This window comes from Streptomyces sp. NPDC006314 (assembly GCF_040613075.1).
Lineage (GTDB): Bacteria > Actinomycetota > Actinomycetes > Streptomycetales > Streptomycetaceae > Streptomyces.
In genome coordinates this window covers 498,802-516,936 of sequence record NZ_JBEXRL010000004.1, presented here as the reverse complement: position 1 = coordinate 516,936, position 18,135 = coordinate 498,802, and the positions used below count along the sequence as shown (strand labels likewise).

Sequence of the window (18,135 nt, the reverse complement as noted above, 5' to 3'; positions counted from 1 at the left end):
GGCGGGCGGCCGCCGCCCGCCGCCGCGCGCGGCGCGCGGGCGGCGGTCGTGGGGGGCCGGGGGGGGGGGGGGGGGGCGGGCGCCGCCCCCCCCCCCCCCCCCCCCCGCGATGCGCGACCGTCCGGGCCCATGACGTCCGCGTGGTGCGTAGGCCCGGAGGACATACGCAGGGCCCCGGAACCGGCGCAGGGGTCCCGGGGCCCGGTCAGGGAGCGGGTCCGCCGACCCGCCCGCCGCAGCCGTCACACGCGCCGCAGCACGGCGACGACCTTGCCGAGGATGGTCGCGTCGTCGCCGGGGATCGGCTCGTAGGCCGAGTTGTGCGGGAGGAGCCAGACATGGCCGTCCTCGCGCTTGAAACGCTTGACGGTGGCTTCGCCATCGAGCATGGCGGCGACGATGTCGCCGTTCTCGGCGACCGGCTGGCGGCGGACGGTGACCCAGTCACCGTCGCAGATCGCGGCCTCGATCATGGAGTCGCCGACGACCTTGAGGACGAACAGTTCGCCGTCACCGACGAGCTGGCGGGGGAGGGGGAAGACGTCCTCGACGGACTCCTCCGCGAGGATCGGTCCACCGGCGGCGATACGGCCGACGAGCGGGACGTACGACGCGGCGGGCTTGCCGGCGGTGTCCGTGGGCTGCACGGTCACGGCCTGGTCGGAGCCGCGCACTTCGTACGCGCGCGGGCGGTGCGGGTCGCGGCGCAGGAAGCCCTTGCGCTCCAGTGCCATCAGCTGGTGCGCGACCGAGGACGTGCTGGACAGGCCGACGGCCTGCCCGATCTCGCGCATCGACGGCGGGTAACCCCGTCGCTGTACGGAATCCCTGATGACCTCGATCACCCGGCGCTGCCGGTCGGTGAGTCCGGAACTGTCCGCCCGGATGCCTGGAGGTCGGCCCGGCAGGGAGCGCTTGTGTCCCTCGGGATTCGTGGCTTCGTTCATCGCGTGTACCGGCTCGACTCGGCCCTGGGAGCGGTCCTGGGCAGTGATGGTGGCACTGTCTGCGGTGGTGGTCACGTCGGCCCCTCTCGATGGTCTCCCTGCTGGACAACGGTAGTTGCTTTCGAAAGGTTGCGCCAAACACACGTTCGAGTGAAAAAGTGCGATTCAGCTGACGTGATCACGTGTCTGGGTGTATGGGTAAGGCGGCACCTGACAGACAAAGTGCCCATTGTTGTACTCTTCACCGCCGGGGCCGTCGGCCTCGTGGGCCGCGTCCCCAGTCTGCCATCCGGAACCCGCTCTGCCGGGACCCGGGGCGTCCTCCGTGCCGGAGCCCCACGCGTCCTCCGTGCGGCGCCCACGGTATCCCCGTACGTGTCACACCGGTACGACCCTGCGTCCGCGTGTTCGGGTGGGTTCCCGGGGGCGGTCGTCTCGTAGCGACACGCAAGTCCGCCTTTGTGTATGAGCCAATCCCCACATCTAGTGGTTGGATGGCTACAGCAGCCCACAAGTTGTGGTCCCCCGGGTCTGGGATGGCTCCGCGATCCCCTATGCTTAGGGCTGCTTCGCGGGGCCCATGGGGTTCGGCGAGGCCATTGAGTCTGCTGTGAGGAGGGTTGGAGATCATGCACTGCCCCTTCTGCAGGCACCCCGACAGCCGTGTGGTCGACAGTCGTACGACCGACGACGGCACGGCGATCCGCAGGCGCCGCCAGTGCCCTGACTGCTCCCGTCGTTTCACGACCGTGGAGACGTGCTCGCTCATGGTGGTCAAGCGGTCCGGAGTCACCGAGCCTTTCAGCCGTACCAAGGTCATCAACGGCGTGCGCAAGGCATGTCAGGGGCGGCCTGTCACCGAGGACGCGCTCGCCCAGCTCGGCCAGCGGGTCGAGGAGGCGGTGCGGGCCACCGGGAGCGCCGAGCTGACCACCCATGACGTGGGGCTGGCGATACTCGGCCCGTTGCAGGAGCTCGACCTTGTCGCGTATCTGCGATTCGCCTCCGTCTACCGGGCGTTCGACTCGCTCGAGGACTTCGAGGCCGCCATCGCGGAACTGCGGGAGGCGACGCGACGCCTCGCCGCGGACGACGAAGACGCGGGAGCGGGGAGCCGGGAAGACCAACGCGGGCCCGGCGGGACCGATCAGGTCCCCGTGCCCGCCCACGCCGCCGACTGACCGGCGGGCCGGAGACCGGGAGGAGAACCGGGTTCCGGCCAGGACGCGGCGACCAAGACCTTTTGCGGGTGGCAGCTGAGGGTGCCCGCAATACATGACAGAACACGTGCCACGGGAACAATCGGGGCACTTCAGGGCGTTTTCGCCCGTACAGGGAGGCGGCATGACAGAGACGGCGAGCGGTCCGGCACGAGGTTCCCGCGCCAAGGGCGCCAAGGCCGGCAAGGGGCTGCGTATCGAGCGCATCCACACCACCCCCGGCGTGCACCCCTACGACGAGGTGGCCTGGGAGCGCCGTGACGTCGTCATGACCAACTGGCGCGACGGCTCGGTCAACTTCGAGCAGCGTGGCGTCGAGTTCCCCGACTTCTGGTCGGTGAACGCGGTCAACATCGTCACCAGCAAGTACTTCCGGGGTGCCGTCGGCACCCCGCAGCGCGAGGTCAGCCTCAGGCAGCTGATCGACCGCATCGTGAAGACGTACCGGAAGGCCGGCGAGGACCACAAGTACTTCGCCTCGCCCGCCGACGCCGAGATCTTCGAGCACGAGCTGGCCTACGCCCTCCTGCACCAGATCTTCAGCTTCAACAGCCCCGTCTGGTTCAACGTCGGCACCGCGCAGCCCCAGCAGGTCTCCGCCTGCTTCATCCTGTCCGTCGACGACTCCATGGAGTCGATCCTCGACTGGTACAAGGAAGAGGGCATGATCTTCAAGGGCGGCTCCGGCGCCGGCCTGAACCTCTCCCGCATCCGCTCCTCCAAGGAGCTGCTCTCCTCCGGTGGCAACGCCTCCGGCCCCGTCTCCTTCATGCGTGGCGCCGACGCCTCCGCCGGCACCATCAAGTCCGGTGGCGCCACCCGCCGCGCCGCCAAGATGGTCGTGCTCGACGTCGACCACCCCGACATCGAGGACTTCATCGAGACCAAGGTCAAGGAAGAGGAGAAGATCCGCGTCCTGCGCGACGCGGGCTTCGACATGGACCTGGGTGGCGACGACATCACGTCCGTCCAGTACCAGAACGCCAACAACTCGGTCCGTGTGAACGACGAGTTCATGACGGCGGTCGAGGCGGGCGGCAAGTTCGGCCTGCGCGCCCGTATGACCGGTGAGGTCATCGAGGAAGTCGACGCCAAGGCGCTCTTCCGCAAGATCGCCGAGGCCGCCTGGGCCTGCGCCGACCCGGGCATCCAGTACGACGACACCATCAACAACTGGCACACCTGCCCCGAGTCCGGCCGGATCACCGCGTCGAACCCGTGCAGCGAGTACATGCACCTGGACAACACGTCCTGCAACCTGGCCTCGCTGAACCTGATGAAGTTCCTGAAGGACGACTCCAAGGGCAGCCAGTCCTTCGAGACCGAGCGCTTCCAGAAGGTCGTCGAGCTGGTCATCACCGCGATGGACATCTCGATCTGCTTCGCGGACTTCCCGACCCAGAAGATCGGCGAGAACACGCGCGCGTTCCGCCAGCTCGGCATCGGCTACGCCAACCTCGGCGCCCTGCTGATGGCCACCGGCCACGCCTACGACTCCGACGGCGGCCGCGCCCTGGCCGGCGCCATCACCTCCCTGATGACGGGCACGGCCTACCGCCGCTCCGCCGAGCTGGCCGCTGTCGTCGGCACCTACGACGGTTACGCCCGCAACGCCGACGCCCACAACCGCGTCATGAAGCAGCACGCCGACGCCAACGGCACGGCCGTCCGCATGGACGACCTGGACACCCCGGTGTGGGCCGCCGCCACGGAGGCCTGGCAGGACGTGCTGCGTCTCGGTGAGAAGAACGGTTTCCGTAACTCCCAGGCGTCCGTGCTCGCCCCGACCGGCACCATCGGTCTGGCGATGTCCTGCGACACCACCGGCGTCGAGCCCGACCTCGCCCTGGTGAAGTTCAAGAAGCTCGTCGGCGGCGGCTCGATGCAGATCGTCAACGGCACCGTCCCGCAGGCCCTGCGCCGCCTGGGCTACCAGGAGGAGCAGATCGAGGCGATCGTCGCCCACATCGCCGAGCACGGCAATGTGATCGACGCCCCCGGTCTCAAGCAGCAGCACTACGAGGTGTTCGACTGCGCCATGGGCGAGCGCGCCATCTCCCCGATGGGCCACGTCCGCATGATGGCCGCGATCCAGCCCTGGATCTCGGGCGCCATCTCCAAGACGGTCAACATGCCGGAGACGGCGACCGTCGAGGAGGTCGAGGAGATCTACTACGAGGCCTGGAAGCTCGGCGTCAAGGCGCTCGCGATCTACCGCGACAACTGCAAGGTCGGCCAGCCTCTCTCCGCCAAGAAGAAGGACGACCAGAAGGCGGAGATCACCGAGAAGGCCGAGGAGACGATCCGTACCGCGGTCGAGAAGGTGGTCGAGTACCGCCCGGTCCGCAAGCGCCTGCCCAAGGGCCGCCCGGGTATCACCACGTCCTTCACGGTCGGCGGCGCCGAGGGTTACATGACCGCCAACTCCTACCCGGACGACGGTCTCGGCGAGGTCTTCCTGAAGATGTCCAAGCAGGGCTCGACTCTCGCGGGCATGATGGACGCCTTCTCCATCGCCGTCTCCGTCGGCCTCCAGTACGGCGTGCCGCTGGAGACCTACGTCTCGAAGTTCACCAACATGCGCTTCGAGCCGGCCGGTATGACGGACGACCCGGACGTGCGGATGGCGCAGTCGATCGTCGACTACATCTTCCGCCGCCTGGCGCTGGACTTCCTGCCCTTCGAGACGCGCTCCGCGCTCGGCATCCACTCCGCCGAGGAGCGTCAGCGCCACCTGGAGACCGGTTCCTACGAGCCGGCCGACGACGAGGTCGACGTCGAGGGCCTGGCCCAGTCGGCGCCGCGCGCCCAGGAGCTGAAGGCGGTCGCCACGCCGAAGACCGAGTCCGAGGTGGCCGCGCCCGCGCCGAAGCAGGCGCACACCAGCGCCGAGCTGGTGGAGATGCAGATGGGCATCCAGGCCGACGCCCCGCTGTGCTTCTCCTGCGGTACGAAGATGCAGCGGGCCGGTTCCTGCTACATCTGCGAGGGCTGCGGCTCGACCAGCGGCTGCAGCTGATGACACGCGGTTTCTGAGGTAGGGGGCGCCGGCCATGGCCGGCGCCCCCTACCTGTGAGAACCAGGGTGTTCAGGACCGGTGCTCCCGGCCCATGATCCGGGTGAATGAAGCCGGGTCCTCGTCGTATCCGTGCAGACCCGGGCGGAAGGTCCACTCGCCGGATCCGTCGCGTACGAACTCGGCGAACGTGGCGGCCGTCGCCCCGAGGACCGAACCGAAGTCGTCCTCGGCGAGCACGGTGTAGCCCTCCCGGATGCGCATGGCCGGATTGAGGACGTGGGCGAACGTCTTGTGCCCGGGCCGCTGTTGGATGACGACACCCGCCACCACGCGCGCGTAGCGGTCATCGAGGCGGTCCAGCTCGAGCGTCATGACCTCGTCCCAGCCGAAGCCCTTGCCATCCGTGCTGTCCCGGTCCAGGAAGATCGTGCCATCCGGCGAGCGGCTGTCGAAGTGCACCAGGTAGGCCGGAGCGCCGTACGGGTCTGCGGACGAGAAGGTCGCTGCGACGATGTCGAGATCGGTGGGCGGCTGACCCGCCGGACTGGGATCCCACTTGAGCGCGACCTCGACCTTGCGGATTCCCTTGCTGAAGCCGGTCACCAGGCTTTCCCTTCCCGCTGAAGATCCCTCACCCCCAACTCCCGCGGGGTCAGGCCTGTTTGTCCATCGTGCCACGCGAGCGGGGGCGCTCGCGCGGCGATCTCCGCCAGAGCGTGACCGCCGCCACGCCCGCTGGCCTTACGATGGCGCGGTGCTGGTCAAGTGGATTCGCTGCACCGTGGTGGACCGCCGCGGTTTCGAGCGGGGGCAGCGGAAGTGGGCGGGGCTTCTGGGAGAGCCGGGTTTTCGGGGACAGGGCGGAGGCTGGAGCCGGCAGCGGCAGGGGGTGGCGCACATCTTCGCGTTCTGGGAGAGCCGCGCCTTGTACGACTCCTTCATGGCCCGCTCCCACGACCGCCTGGCGGCCGCCCAGTCCGGCACGTTCAAGGACGCCCAGGTCAAACTCTTCGAGTACCGCTTCGATGTGAAGACGGGCTTCGAGCCGCGGTTCACCGACGCCGATCTGATCCGGGTGGCCCTGTGCCAGGTGCACGAGGAACGCGTGGAGCACTACACGCTGATGCAGGAGAAGGTCTGGAACCCCGCGATGGCCGGTTCGCCGGGCATGATCCGCGGCATGTTCGCCGAGGCGCCCGAGCAGGAGTTCCTGATCCTGTCGATGTGGCGGTCGGCCGCCGAGCACGGCAAGTACCGCACCGAGCGGGTGGAGCGCCTTGCGCTGCGCGCCCAGACGGAGGCGGACGTCGCGGCGCTCTCGGGTGACATCGTGGAACTGGAGCCCTCCTGGACGGTCTGAGCCCGGCACGCATCGTTTGAAAATCAAACTCTCCGTCTGAATGCGCCGCACGCGCCTCCACCGGGGATGCGAGACGATGGATTCGTGTGACCTGCGCCGTACAGGGCCCGTACGAGTGCTCGACTTTCCCCCGTTCGATCTAGGGTTTTGGCATGGCACAACCACGGCGCATCGTCCTTGTCCGGCACGGCGAGTCAACCGGGAACATTGACGACTCCGTGTACGAACGCGAGCCCGACCACGCTCTCGCGCTGACCGAGCGCGGCCGGCGGCAGGCGGAGGAGACCGGTGAGAGGCTCCGGGAACTCTTCGGCCAGGAGCGCGTCAGCGTGTACGTGTCCCCGTACCGGCGTACGCACGAGACGCTCCGCGCCTTCCATCTCGACCCTGACCTCATACGCGTCCGCGAGGAGCCCAGGCTGCGCGAGCAGGACTGGGGCAACTGGCAGGACCGGGACGACGTGCGCCTGCAGAAGGCCTACCGCGACGCCTACGGCCACTTCTTCTTCCGGTTCCCGCAGGGGGAGTCCGGAGCCGACGTGTACGACCGGGTCGGCGGCTTCCTGGAGAGCCTCTTCCGCAGCTTCGAGGCGCCGGACCACCCGCCGAACGTGCTCCTGGTGACGCATGGCCTCGCGATGCGACTGTTCTGCATGCGCTGGTTCCACTGGACGGTAGCGGAATTCGAGTCGCTGTCGAATCCCGGCAACGCCGAGATGCGGATGCTCGTTCTGGGGGAGGACGGCAAGTACGCACTCGACCGGCCCTTCAAGCGCTGGCGCGAGCCGGTGCCGCACTGGGTCACCAGATAGAGTGGCAGAGCGATGACCGCTGACTCCTCTTCCCTCGGGCGCCTGGAGCGCGCTCTGGCGAGCCTGCGCGGCCTGGCCGTGGGGGACGCCCTGGGCTCTCAGTATTTCGTGCCGGCGAACTACCCCCTGCTGAAGCGGCGCGAGCTGCCCGCAGGCCCCTGGCAGTGGACGGACGACACCGAGATGGCCTGCTCCGTTGTCGCCGTTCTCGCCGCCCACCAGCGTGTCGACCAGGATGCGCTGGCCCGCTCCTTCGCCGAGCACCACGACTTCGACCGGGGCTACGGCCCCGCCGTCAACCGGCTGCTGCGTCGTGTCCGGGAGGGTGAGGACTGGCGTGAGCTGGCCGCCGGGCTCTTCAACGGGCAGGGGTCCTGGGGCAACGGAGCGGCGATGCGGATCGCCCCCCTGGGTGCCTGGTACGCGGACGACCCGGAGCAGGCCACCCATCAGGCCGAGATCTCGGCCTATCCCACGCACCAGCACCGGGAGGCCGTGGTCGGGGCCATGGCCGTGGCCGCGGCCGCCGCACTGGCCGGCTCGCCGGGTGGGCCGCCCAGCCCCGAGGCACTGCTGGACGGAGTCATCGCCCTGGTGCCGAAGAGCGCGGTCGGCCAGGGCCTGCGCCGGGCACGGGACATGCTCGACTACGGGGATGCGGCCACCGTCGCGGCCGTCCTCGGGTGCGGGCGGCGGACGACGGCCCATGACACCGTTCCCTTCGCCCTGTGGTCCGCCGCGCGGAGCCTCGGCGACTTCGCGGCGGCGTTCTGGACGACCGCCCAGGTCGGTGGGGACGTCGACACGACCTGCGCCATCGTGGGCGGAGTGATCGCCTCCGGCAAGGCGGGGACACCACCCGCCGAATGGGTCGAGCGGACCGAGGCACTGCCGGACTGGGTGCCCGCGGGGCTCTGACGCGTCCGGGACACCGGGACGGTCCGGGACACCGGGATGATCCGGGACAGTGAGACGGTCCGGGAGGCCGGGATGGTCAGGTGTGCCCAGCCCGCTCCTTCCGGCCCTCGGCCTGTGCAGGTGTCAGCCGGCGCTAACGGCGCGTAAACTCAGCGTGCTCAATGGGAACTCTCTGTGATCGCCGCCCGTTCTTCGCGTATCCGCCACTCGCGTTCCGGCGTCAGCGCCGGACACAGAGGTGGGCACGTCCGAGGGGGTGAGTGATGGCGTCCGCGTGGTTGGTTCTGGTGCTGGTTCCAGCGCTGGTTCTGTTGTCGTTGCGGGCCGTCGAGGTGCGGCCGGCCGGATCGCCGCATGTGCCCTCTGTCCCCGGGCAGTGGTCCGGCCGGCCGCCGCTCCGCACGGCTCGAGGCGGGTCAGCCGATGCCCGGGCCGGCCACGCCGGCGAGGGAGTCGAGATCGCTCTTGCGGACCCTGATCACCAGCCAGGCGGTGAGGAACGCCAGAGCGGCCATCGCGGCGGCCGGGATGAAGGCGACGGAGATTCCGTGCGCGAGTACCTCGTGCCCCCAGGGTGCGGGCAACTGGTGCGTCTTGGCGAACTGCGCCTTCTGCTCAGGCGAACCCTCGGCGAGGAACTTGGGCAGCTGCTTCTTCGCCTCCTCCTTCCCGGCCGACCCGAAGACGGTCGTCAGGATGGACAACCCCAGCGAACCGCCCACCTGCTGTGTGGCGTTGAGCAAGCCGGAGGCCGCGCCCGCCTCGTGCTGGGCGACACCGGTGACGGCGGTGACGGTGGCCGTCACGAAGTTCAGGCCCATGCCGAGGCCGAACGTCAGCATCGGTCCCAGGACGCCTCCGAGATAGGAGCTGTCGGGCCGGATGAAGGTCTGCCACACCAGCCCGATCACCACGAGCGCCGAGCCGACCACCATGAATGGCTTGGGGCCGAACTTCGGCAGGAAGCGCTGGGACACGCCCGCGCCGACCGCGATCGCGACCGTCACGGGGAGGAAGGCCATACCCGCCTTGACGGCGCTGTAGCCGAGCACGTTCTGCACGAACAGCACGATGTAGAAGAACATGCCGAACATCGCCGCGGCCAGGCACAGCATGATCACGTATGTGCCCCAGCGATTGCGGTCGGTGAACATCCTGAGCGGGGTGATCGGCTCTTTCGCCCGCTTCTCGGTGAAGACGAAGGCCAGCAGCAGCACCACGGCCGCGCCGAACGAGCCGAGGGTGAGGCCGTCCCGCCAGCCGTTCTCCGCGGCGCGGATGAATCCGTAGACCAACAGGGCCATACCTGCCGTCGAGGTCACCGCACCCGTGATGTCGAAGCGTCCGGGATGCCGCTGGGACTCGGTGATGTACATCGGTGTGAGCACCGCGATCAGGACACCGATGGGCACGTTGACGAACAGCACCCAACGCCAGTCGAGCCAGTCGGTGAGCATGCCGCCCGCGAGCAGGCCGATGGCCCCGCCGCCCGCGGAGACGGCGGCGAACACGCCGAAGGCCCGGTTCCGTTCGGGGCCTTCGGGGAAGGTCGTGGTGATCAGTGCGAGCGAGGTGGGGGACGCGATCGCGCCCCCCACGCCCTGCAGCGCACGGGCGGCCAGCAGCTGCCAGGGTTCCTGGGCGAGGCCGCCCAGCAGCGAGGCGAAAGTGAACAGCAGGATGCCGGTCATGAAAACCCGGCGACGGCCGAGGATGTCACCGGCTCGCGCACCGAGCAGCAGCAGGCCGCCGAAGGTGAGCGTGTAGGCGCTGACCACCCAAGTGAGGTCAGTGGTGCTGAACTTGAGCGCGTCCTGAATGTGCGGGAGCGCGATGTTCACAATCGTCGCGTCGAGTACCACCATGAGTTGGCAAGCCGCGATGACGGTGAGTGCGATACCGGGATGCCCCTCCCGGCGGGCCGCGCCCGGTTTCCGGTCCTGGAGCAGCTGAGAGGTCGTCACTATGGGTCCCCCATGAAAGCATTAGTGAACGCTTGCGTTCACTGTCGCGTCCACGGTAGTGAGTCCCCAACAGTGAACGCAAGCGTTCACTTAATCCGCGCGCCCCGTATCGCGTCCCCCTGTTGCTGCTGCGCGGCGCCCCGTTGCCCCGGAATCCCCGCTTCCCATGCATGCTGGAGAAACACAGATGGCTACCTCGCGCTGGACGGCCCCCGTCGGAACGGCCCCCCCTCGCCGGCGCGGTGCGGTGCTGGAGCGCGCGATCCTGAACGCGGCTCTGGAACAGCTCGGCGAGGTCGGCTGGAAAGGTCTGACCATGGAAGGCGTCGCGGCCGGCGCCCAGACCGGGAAGGCCGCGGTCTACCGCCGTTGGCCCTCCAAGGAGGATCTCGTCGCGGACGCGCTGGAGGCCGGACTGCCCCGGGCCGAGACGGCCCCGGATCACGGGAGCGTACGTGAGGATCTCCTCACCCTCTGCCGCCAGGTGCGGCAGATCCTGTACTCGGCTGCTGGTATCGCACTGCGCGCAGTGATTCACGAGTGCGATCACGTGCAGGCGGAACGCTTCCAGGGGGTGATCGTCGGAGGGGTCGTGGAGCCGACCGTCAGACTGCTGCGCGAGGTCATCATCCGGGGGATAGAGCGAGGAGAAGTTCGTTCGGACGCGGCGAACGGCTATGTCTTCGATGCCATCCCGGCCATGATGATGTACCGATCGAAGGTGTGCGCCAGCGAATGGAGCAACCGGGAGCTAGAGGAGATGGTCGACCAGCTGATGCTCCCGCTGCTGCGTCCCCACGCGGGCTGACCGCCCGGGCCGGCGATCTTGGTAGTGGTCGGGCGACCGGGGTGTCGCGTGACGATCCCGGCGGCGTACCCTGAGGGCGCCATGCCGTACGAACCTCCTACTCACACCGTCGAGCGCTCCCTGCGCGCCACGACCGGAGCGAAGGTCATTGCCGGTGTCGACGAGGTGGGGCGCGGCGCCTGGGCCGGGCCCGTCACCGTCTGCGCGGCGATCACCGGTCTGCGCCGGCCGCCCGAGGGTCTCACCGACTCCAAACTGCTGACGATCAGGCGCCGTACGGAACTGGCCGAGATCCTGCAGACATGGGTGACGGCCTATGCGCTGGGGCATGCTTCCCCCGAGGAGATCGATGGCGTGGGGATGACGGCCGCGCTGCGGCTCGCCGCAGTCCGCGCCCTGGACGCTCTGCCGGTCCGCCCCGACGCCGTCATTCTCGACGGGAAGCACGACTATCTCGGTGCCCCCTGGCGGGTGCGCACAGTGATCAAGGGTGACCGCTCGTGCGTGGCCGTCGCGGCGGCGTCGGTGATAGCCAAGGTTCAGCGCGACAAAATGATGGCCGAACTGGGCATCGACCATGCAGACTTCCGCTTTGCGGACAACGCCGGGTATCCATCACCCGTGCACAAGGCCGCACTGGAGGAGCGGGGGCCCACCCCGCATCACCGGTTGTCATGGGCGTATCTTGATGCGTTGCCCCAGTGGCGGCACCTCAAGAAGGTCCGCAGCTGGGCGGACGGAAGTGTTCCGGAAATCGAGGGTCAGCTCGGCTTCGATTTCTGACGGTTCCGCTCGCACTGATGTGTCACCCGGTTATCCGCGCCGCACCAACGTTTGATAAATATCAGCTCATGCCTCTCATTCCCGAGGAGCCTCAGATTCACGAGAGTGCCCAGGGTCCCCGCGCCACTCCGGCCAGCGGCCGCATCGCGCCGACCCCCCGCCCCGTACCCGGCCCCCGCCCCGCGGCTCCGTCCCGCCCCGGTCGTCCCGGCCCCCTGCGGCCCACGCCGCCGGTGCAGCGCACGCCGCGTGACGTGGCTCCGGCCAAGCCGAGCCCGTCGGGCCCGGCCGCTCCCGCCGCACCCGCGGCGAGTCCCCAGATCCAGCTGGTTCCGGCCTCGCCCGAGGGCGCGCTCGACGCCGCAGAGGAAGCGGTGGACCTGCTCCTGGACTCGGGTCGTGCCCCCGGCGACGTCCTCGTGCTCACCACCGGTGCCCAGCACCCGTGGGCCCAGCACGAGTTGTCCTTCGGTGAAGCCTCCTACTGGGCGCAGCACGACGCCGGCGACGACGTCTTCTACGCGGACGCCACCGTCGCCTCGCGTGCCGCGTCCCGCCCCGTGGTCGTCGTGGCCGTCAACGGAGGCCCCGCCTCCGCCGCAGCCGCCGCCCTGCCGCTGGCCCACTCCCGGGCCGGTGCGCTGCTGATCGTCTGCGGCGACCCCCAGCAGATCAACTCCGTGCTGGGCGCCGGTGTCTGAGCCGCGTACGACATCTCGGGGCACCGGGGTGACGTAGGAGCCGCGCCGGCGGTTTCCGCACGGTGCGGCTTTCGGCCTGCTCGGACAGCCGGCGGCTGCCTCACCCGGGGCAGCTCTCCGGCAGCCCGGCCGGAGCGGTGGTGGCAAGCGGACCGGCCATGGTCGTCGCAGCAGCGCCCGCCGAGGCCGAGATCCGAGTCCGTACCCGCGTAGCCGTACGCCGGGCACTCCGAGAGTGGACCCCGTACGGCCACGGGGCACGGTCCCGGACCGGCCTGTGCTCTGTGGCGCCTGATCCCGCACGTCCTCCGGTCCGGCAGCCAGGGGTCGACTTCCCTTGCGCACGGGCCGGTTGGCGGTGCGGACAGCCGAGCGGATGTCCTGCCCCGGCGCTGCCCTCTTCAGCGTGCTGCCGCGCGGCGCAGGACCTCGGAGACGGGGCCGCCGGTGCGGGGGGTGAGTGGCGGAGCCTGCGACATGGCGAAGGGCTCCGGCGCGGAGCGAGCGTGGGGCCGACGTCCGCCGCGTCCCTCGCCGAGCACCTGCCAGCCCTCGTGAGTCAGCGTGATGTACGCCCCGCACCGCAGCCCATGCAGCGTGCAGGCGTCGCGCAGTCCCCACATCCAGGCACCGTCCTCCTCCGTCCAACGCCCATCACCCTCACGGCAGTAGAGCAGTACGGCCGTGCGCACGGGGGTGCGGCGTCGCAGGTCGTGCGGAATGATCCGGCGCAACTGGTCCAGGAGCGCGTTGCGGAACATCCAGCCGTCGGCCGGGGCGGGACGGCGTGTGAACGAGGCGCTGGCGCGCAAGCGTTCGTCCGGATCGAGGACGGCCACGACCGCCGTGGACGGCTCCGGGTGATGGCGGGCGTGCAGCCCGCTGACGACCTCACGGGGGTTGCGCAGCAGGGGGATTCCGGCGGCAGCCCACTCCGCCGGCTCGAGCAGGCGACTGGCGGAGGCGGCGGACGCGGACGTCGACAACGAGGCCGCCGAGGACGAGGCGAATCCGAAGGTCACGTTCCTCCCTTCGGCTACGCGCCCACACTGCGGGCGAGGTCGGATTCGGGGGAGCGCGCACCGCAGCGAAGCCCTACCGATCAGGGGCGAGCCGTGCGGGGAGCGGATCTCGATTCTTCCTGCCGAACTAGGATGCGGCAACGAGCAATTGGCGCCACCGCCGGTTATCTGGTGGTGCGGGGTTTATATCCCTACCCACCGGGCCGGCTGATGACGCCTGGGGCCTCGGGTCACATCACGCCGGTTGCCGCCCGGGGGGCCGCGGGGTCATCCCTGGACGGCGAGGACCAGGGGCAACACCCCGCGCGCGCCGGACCTTCTGAGCAGGCGTGCCGCGATCGCGAGGGTCCAGCCCGTCTCCGTGAAGTCGTCGACCAGCAGGACCGGTCCCTGGGCCTCGGCGAGCGCCGCCGCGAGGGCGGGCGGCACCGTCAACGCGCCGTCGAGGGCCTTCAGCCGCTGCGCGCTGTTGCTGCGCGGCACCCGGGGCACGTCCTCGGCGTAGTCCACGGAGCCGAGCAGGGGCAGCCGGCCTACCTCGGCGATGCGGGCGCCCAGGGACTGGATCAGCCCGGGCCGGGTGCGCGAGGCGATGGTGACCACACCCACCGGCCGGGCCTGGGCATCGGCCGCTCCGGAGGCCCAGCCGCCGGGGCCCCTGGCCCAGTCGGCCAGCACGCCGACCACGGCCCGCGCCACGTCGTCCGGCACAGGAGCGTCCGGTGTCCGGGGCGCGAAGAGGGGCCGCAGCCGATTGCCCCAGCCGATGTCCGACAGCCGTCCCAGAGCCCGGCCCTGCGACGCCTGTTCACCGGCTGGGATGCGGCCCTTGAGGTCGATGCCGACGGCCGGCAGTCCGGTCGGCCACATACGACGGGGCTCCACCTCGACTCCCGCGCGGCCCAGGTCGCTCCGTGCGGCGTCCAGGGCCGCCGTGGACATGTCGGCGGTGAAACGCGGTCCCGCGCAGTTGTCGCAACGGCCACACGGTTTGGCGCCCTCGTCGTCCAGCTGGCGCTGCAGGAACTCCATCCGGCACTCCGTGGTGGACGCGTACGCACGCATCGCCTGCTGTTCGGCCGCCCTTTGCCGGGCGACCCAGTCATAGCGCTCGGCGTCGTACGACCACGGCTGCCCGGTCGCGGTCCAGCCGCCCTTGACCCGCTGCACCGCGCCGTCCACGTCAAGGACCTTGAGCATGGTTTCCAGCCGTGAGCGGCGCAGCTCGACGAGGGGCTCCAGTGCGGGCAGCGACAGGGGCCCGTCCGCCCGGGCGAGGACATCCAGAGTGCGCCGGACCAGGTCCTCGGAGGGGAAGGCCAGCGAGGCGAAGTACTCCCAGATCGCCTCGTCCTCCTTGCCCGGCAGCAGCAGTACCTCGGCGTGTTCGACGCCACGGCCGGCCCGGCCCACCTGCTGGTAGTAGGCGATGGGGGAGGAGGGCGAACCGAGGTGGACCACGAAACCCAGATCCGGCTTGTCGAAACCCATGCCGAGCGCGGAGGTGGCGACCAGCGCCTTCACCCGGTTGGCGAGCAGATCTTCCTCGGCCTGCTGGCGTTCGGCGTTCTCCGTCTTACCCGTGTACGAGGCGACGACGTGCCCACGCTGCCGCAGGAAGGCGGTGACCTCCTCGGCGGCGGCGACGGTGAGCGTGTAGACGATGCCGGATCCCGGCAGGTCGTCGAGATGGTCGGCGAGCCAGGCCATCCGGTGCGCGGCGTCCGGCAGACGCAGCACGCCGAGGCTCAGGCTCTCCCGGTCCAGCGGCCCGCGCAGCACCAGGGCGTCCGACGTGCCGCCGGTGCCCAGCTGTTCGGCGACATCCGCGGTGACCCGCGCGTTGGCCGTGGCGGTGGTGGCCAGCACGGGGACGCCGGGCGGGAGGTCGCCGAGCATGGTGCGCAGCCGGCGGTAGTCGGGACGGAAATCGTGGCCCCAGTCGGAGATGCAGTGGGCCTCGTCCACCACCAGCAGGCCGGTCGCCGCGGACAGCTTGGGCAGGACCTGGTCGCGGAAGTCGGGGTTGTTCAGCCGCTCAGGGCTGACGAGCAGGACGTCCACCTCGCCGGCCGCGATCTCGTGCTGGACGGCTTCCCACTCCTCGGTGTTGGCGGAGTTGATGGTACGGGCGTGGATGCCGGCCCGGGCCGCGGCGTCGACCTGGTTGCGCATGAGCGCGAGCAGCGGCGAGACGATCACCGTGGGCCCGCTTCCTGTGGCCCGCAGCAGCGAGGTGGCCACGAAGTACACCGCGGACTTCCCCCATCCGGTGCGCTGCACGACCAGGGCCCGGCGTCGGTCGGCGACCAGCGCCTCGATCGCCCGCCACTGGTCCTCGCGCAGCCGTGCCGCGCCCGTGGCATCCCCGACGAGCCGGGCGAGGACGGCGTCGGCCTGTACCCGGAGGTCCGCGTTGCTCGTGTGCTCCATGCGGTCCATACAACAGCACGGGACCGACAAGCGGGCGGCCCCGGGCCATGGCTGTGGACGACCACGACGGCCTTGTCGTGTCCCTGATTCGACTTATCCACAGGCTCAAGCGGAGTCCCAAGATCCGCGAGATCGTCTGCGCATGACCCATCACAGCGAAACGACCGGACCCTTCGAAAACAGCGACAGCTCGGAACGGGAGCCGTCGACCGGGCCGTCCGCACACGACACCCAGGTCACGCTGCGCACCCCCGCCGAGCTGGCCGACGCCCTCCCCTACCTGCTCGGCTACCGCCCGGAGGACAGCATGGTGCTGGTCGCCCTCCACGGCCGCGAGGGCCAGGGCAGGTTCGGCGGCCGGGCCAGGCTCGGCATCCCCGCGAGCGAGGAGGACTGGGAGGCGGCCGCACGACAGCTGGTTCATGGACTGGTGACCGGCAGCGAGCGGCGTGGCGCCCGGCCGGAGCAAATGGTGGCCTACGTCTGCCAGGAACCGGCCCCGGGCGAGTCGGGCCGGGACGTCAAGCGCCGACTCGAGCGGCTGGCCCACGTGCTGCGCGTCGAGTGCGGCAACCGCGACGTGCCGGTCATCGAGGCACTGTGCATCTCGGACGGCCGTTTCTGGAGTTACTGCTGCCCGATCGAGGGCTGCTGCCCCGAGGACGGCTCGACGATGGGCCTTCCCGGCACCTCCGTGCTGGCCGCTGCGGCCACCTACGCCGGGATCCAGGTCCGCGGCACGCTCAGGGAGTTGCGCGCCAGGTTGCAACCCTGGGAGACCACCGCGACCCTGGAGCAGGAGATCGCCCTCGACGCGGCCGGCATGACCCTGGTTCCGCGCATCCTGGACGAAGTGACCCGGGCGGACGTCGCGGAGGAGACCCTCGCCCTCGCCGAGCGGATCATCCGCCGCTTCGCCGCCGCGGCGCCGGTGTCCGGCACGCATCCCGCAGACCTGCGTGACGACGACCTGCTCGGCCACGACGAGGCGGCGACGCTCATTCTCGGACTCCAGGACCGCACGACCCGCGACCGCGCAGCCGCGTGGATGGAGGGCGAGGCGGCGAGCCCGGCCCTACGGCTCTGGCGCGCCCTGGCCCGCCGCTGCGTCGGCCCCTACGGCGAGCACGCCGCCGCCCCGCTGACCCTGGCGGGCTGGGTCGCCTGGTCGACGGGCGACGAACTGGAAGCCCGCGAGGCACTGGCCATGGCGCTGGGCGCGGACCCCGACTACCTCTTCGCCCGCCTGCTGCACCAGGCCTGCAACGAGGGCCTCGACCCGGAGGCCATCCGCCGCTGCCTGCGCGCCGAAGGCTCGGGGCGTAGGCCGGCGGAGACCGTGGAGGGCGCGGGACCGGCGACGGAGCCGGCTCGGACCGAGCCTGCCGAGGCCACAACCGTGGCACCCGGAACGGGTGCGCCGGCGGCGGACGATCAGGGTGCCGGACCAGGCTCGGGAACGGGTCCGCGCCGACGGCGCCGGGCGCGGTCCGCGGACGGCGGTGACGGCCTTCGCGCACTTCGGCCGGCCGGCGGTCGGCGGCGGCCCACCGACTCCCATCCCCGACCGTCGGCCACCGAACCCTCGCGGCCCGGCACCCGGGGCACAGGCGGCACACGCGCCCGGGCGACGAGCGGGCCCGACGGCACGACCAGTGGCGCCCCGACGGGGAGCGCTCGCCGCGACCAAGAGAAGGACGGATGAGCACCGGGCGCGCGAGCGTGGGCCACCACCCGGACGGGCAAGTACCGGTCCGCGCCGGGAAGACCTGCGGTGCGCTGGCCCGTCCAGGTGTTCCGCCACCCAGGTGAACGGAGGGGGACTCGTTCGGGTCACGGCTCACTTCGGGGTTCCCTCGTCCGCGCAGGCAGGTGGGGTGGGCTGGTCGCGGCATGCCCCACGGCCCGCAGCGGGCGCTCGGCGAACTCGGCCCGACAGGGCTGCGCGTCGCGGGCGCCTCCCCTCGCCGTACGGATCAGCCGACGGGACCCGCCAGGGTCGAGGAGGACGCGGAGGACCTGCGATCGGGCGTGTGACCCCCGGCAACGGGAGCGCGACCTCGCACGACGCGACCGCCACCACGAACATGAGCCGGCCTTGCGGCCCACACCCGACCGGCGCGGAACCACGACCTACGCGGCCGATG

General features: G+C 70.4%; 15 protein-coding genes. 10 read left to right on the top strand and 5 right to left on the bottom strand.

Going from position 1 to position 18,135, the window contains the following annotated elements; genetic code table 11:
- Nucleotides 1-242: 242 nt before the first annotated feature.
- Nucleotides 243-1,022: a transcriptional repressor LexA gene (gene lexA, locus ABZ079_RS10355; protein ID WP_333772146.1), complete on the bottom strand. Its 780-nt coding sequence runs from the start codon at nucleotides 1,020-1,022 to the stop codon at nucleotides 243-245.
- Nucleotides 1,023-1,576: 554 nt separating this feature from the next.
- Here lexA and nrdR point away from each other — a divergent pair.
- Together nrdR and ABZ079_RS10345 are read left to right on the top strand one after the other, a co-directional pair.
- Nucleotides 1,577-2,128 (top strand): transcriptional regulator NrdR, encoded by a 552-nt coding sequence (gene nrdR, locus ABZ079_RS10350; RefSeq protein ID WP_356938986.1) that lies wholly within the window; start codon nucleotides 1,577-1,579, stop codon nucleotides 2,126-2,128.
- Between the two features lie 163 nt (nucleotides 2,129-2,291).
- Nucleotides 2,292-5,186, top strand: a complete 2,895-nt coding sequence (locus ABZ079_RS10345; protein WP_356938985.1) for a vitamin B12-dependent ribonucleotide reductase — start codon at nucleotides 2,292-2,294, stop codon at nucleotides 5,184-5,186.
- Nucleotides 5,187-5,256: 70 nt separating this feature from the next.
- Here the strand turns inward: ABZ079_RS10345 and ABZ079_RS10340 are convergent, their stop codons facing one another.
- Nucleotides 5,257-5,790 carry a TerD family protein gene (locus tag ABZ079_RS10340; RefSeq protein ID WP_356938984.1) on the bottom strand — a complete coding sequence of 178 codons (534 nt, stop codon included), beginning with the start codon at nucleotides 5,788-5,790 and terminating at the stop codon, nucleotides 5,257-5,259.
- A 151-nt stretch (nucleotides 5,791-5,941) separates the two neighbouring features.
- On the opposite strand from ABZ079_RS10340, the gene ABZ079_RS10335 reads away from it, so the two are divergent.
- From ABZ079_RS10335 to ABZ079_RS10325, 3 genes are all read left to right on the top strand, one after another.
- A complete protein-coding gene (locus tag ABZ079_RS10335; protein WP_356938983.1) occupies nucleotides 5,942-6,547 on the top strand; it encodes a YdbC family protein in 606 nt (201 codons plus the stop codon).
- Between the two features lie 152 nt (nucleotides 6,548-6,699).
- The gene (locus ABZ079_RS10330; RefSeq protein WP_356938982.1) at nucleotides 6,700-7,359 is read left to right on the top strand and encodes a histidine phosphatase family protein; all 660 of its coding nucleotides are present in this window, start codon (nucleotides 6,700-6,702) and stop codon (nucleotides 7,357-7,359) included.
- Nucleotides 7,360-7,371: 12 nt separating this feature from the next.
- Complete coding sequence (locus ABZ079_RS10325; RefSeq protein ID WP_356938981.1) at nucleotides 7,372-8,277, top strand: ADP-ribosylglycohydrolase family protein; 906 nt, start codon at nucleotides 7,372-7,374, stop codon at nucleotides 8,275-8,277.
- A gap of 416 nt (nucleotides 8,278-8,693) precedes the next feature.
- Here ABZ079_RS10325 and ABZ079_RS10320 read toward each other — a convergent pair whose 3' ends face one another.
- On the bottom strand, nucleotides 8,694-10,241 hold the full coding sequence (locus ABZ079_RS10320; protein ID WP_356938980.1) for an MFS transporter: 1,548 nt from the start codon (nucleotides 10,239-10,241) through the stop codon (nucleotides 8,694-8,696).
- Nucleotides 10,242-10,428: 187 nt separating this feature from the next.
- On the opposite strand from ABZ079_RS10320, the gene ABZ079_RS10315 reads away from it, so the two are divergent.
- From ABZ079_RS10315 to ABZ079_RS10305, 3 genes are all read left to right on the top strand, one after another.
- Nucleotides 10,429-11,049 (top strand): TetR/AcrR family transcriptional regulator, encoded by a 621-nt coding sequence (locus ABZ079_RS10315; RefSeq protein WP_356938979.1) that lies wholly within the window; start codon nucleotides 10,429-10,431, stop codon nucleotides 11,047-11,049.
- Between the two features lie 81 nt (nucleotides 11,050-11,130).
- The gene (locus ABZ079_RS10310; protein ID WP_356938978.1) at nucleotides 11,131-11,832 is read left to right on the top strand and encodes a ribonuclease HII; all 702 of its coding nucleotides are present in this window, start codon (nucleotides 11,131-11,133) and stop codon (nucleotides 11,830-11,832) included.
- 68 nt (nucleotides 11,833-11,900) lie between these two features.
- Complete coding sequence (locus ABZ079_RS10305; RefSeq protein ID WP_356938977.1) at nucleotides 11,901-12,533, top strand: hypothetical protein; 633 nt, start codon at nucleotides 11,901-11,903, stop codon at nucleotides 12,531-12,533.
- Nucleotides 12,534-12,934: 401 nt separating this feature from the next.
- Here the strand turns inward: ABZ079_RS10305 and ABZ079_RS10300 are convergent, their stop codons facing one another.
- Both ABZ079_RS10300 and ABZ079_RS10295 read right to left on the bottom strand, forming a co-directional pair.
- The gene (locus ABZ079_RS10300) at nucleotides 12,935-13,555 is read right to left on the bottom strand and encodes a hypothetical protein (RefSeq protein ID WP_356938976.1); all 621 of its coding nucleotides are present in this window, start codon (nucleotides 13,553-13,555) and stop codon (nucleotides 12,935-12,937) included.
- Nucleotides 13,556-13,822: 267 nt separating this feature from the next.
- Nucleotides 13,823-15,988, bottom strand: coding sequence for a RecQ family ATP-dependent DNA helicase (locus tag ABZ079_RS10295; protein WP_356938975.1), 2,166 nt, complete (start codon nucleotides 15,986-15,988; stop codon nucleotides 13,823-13,825).
- Between the two features lie 142 nt (nucleotides 15,989-16,130).
- Between ABZ079_RS10295 and ABZ079_RS10290 the strand changes: the two genes are divergently transcribed.
- Together ABZ079_RS10290 and ABZ079_RS10285 are read left to right on the top strand one after the other, a co-directional pair.
- Nucleotides 16,131-17,693, top strand: a complete 1,563-nt coding sequence (locus ABZ079_RS10290) for a DUF4192 family protein (RefSeq protein ID WP_356938974.1) — start codon at nucleotides 16,131-16,133, stop codon at nucleotides 17,691-17,693.
- A gap of 188 nt (nucleotides 17,694-17,881) precedes the next feature.
- The gene (locus ABZ079_RS10285; RefSeq protein WP_356938973.1) at nucleotides 17,882-18,025 is read left to right on the top strand and encodes a hypothetical protein; all 144 of its coding nucleotides are present in this window, start codon (nucleotides 17,882-17,884) and stop codon (nucleotides 18,023-18,025) included.
- Nucleotides 18,026-18,135: the final 110 nt, after the last annotated feature.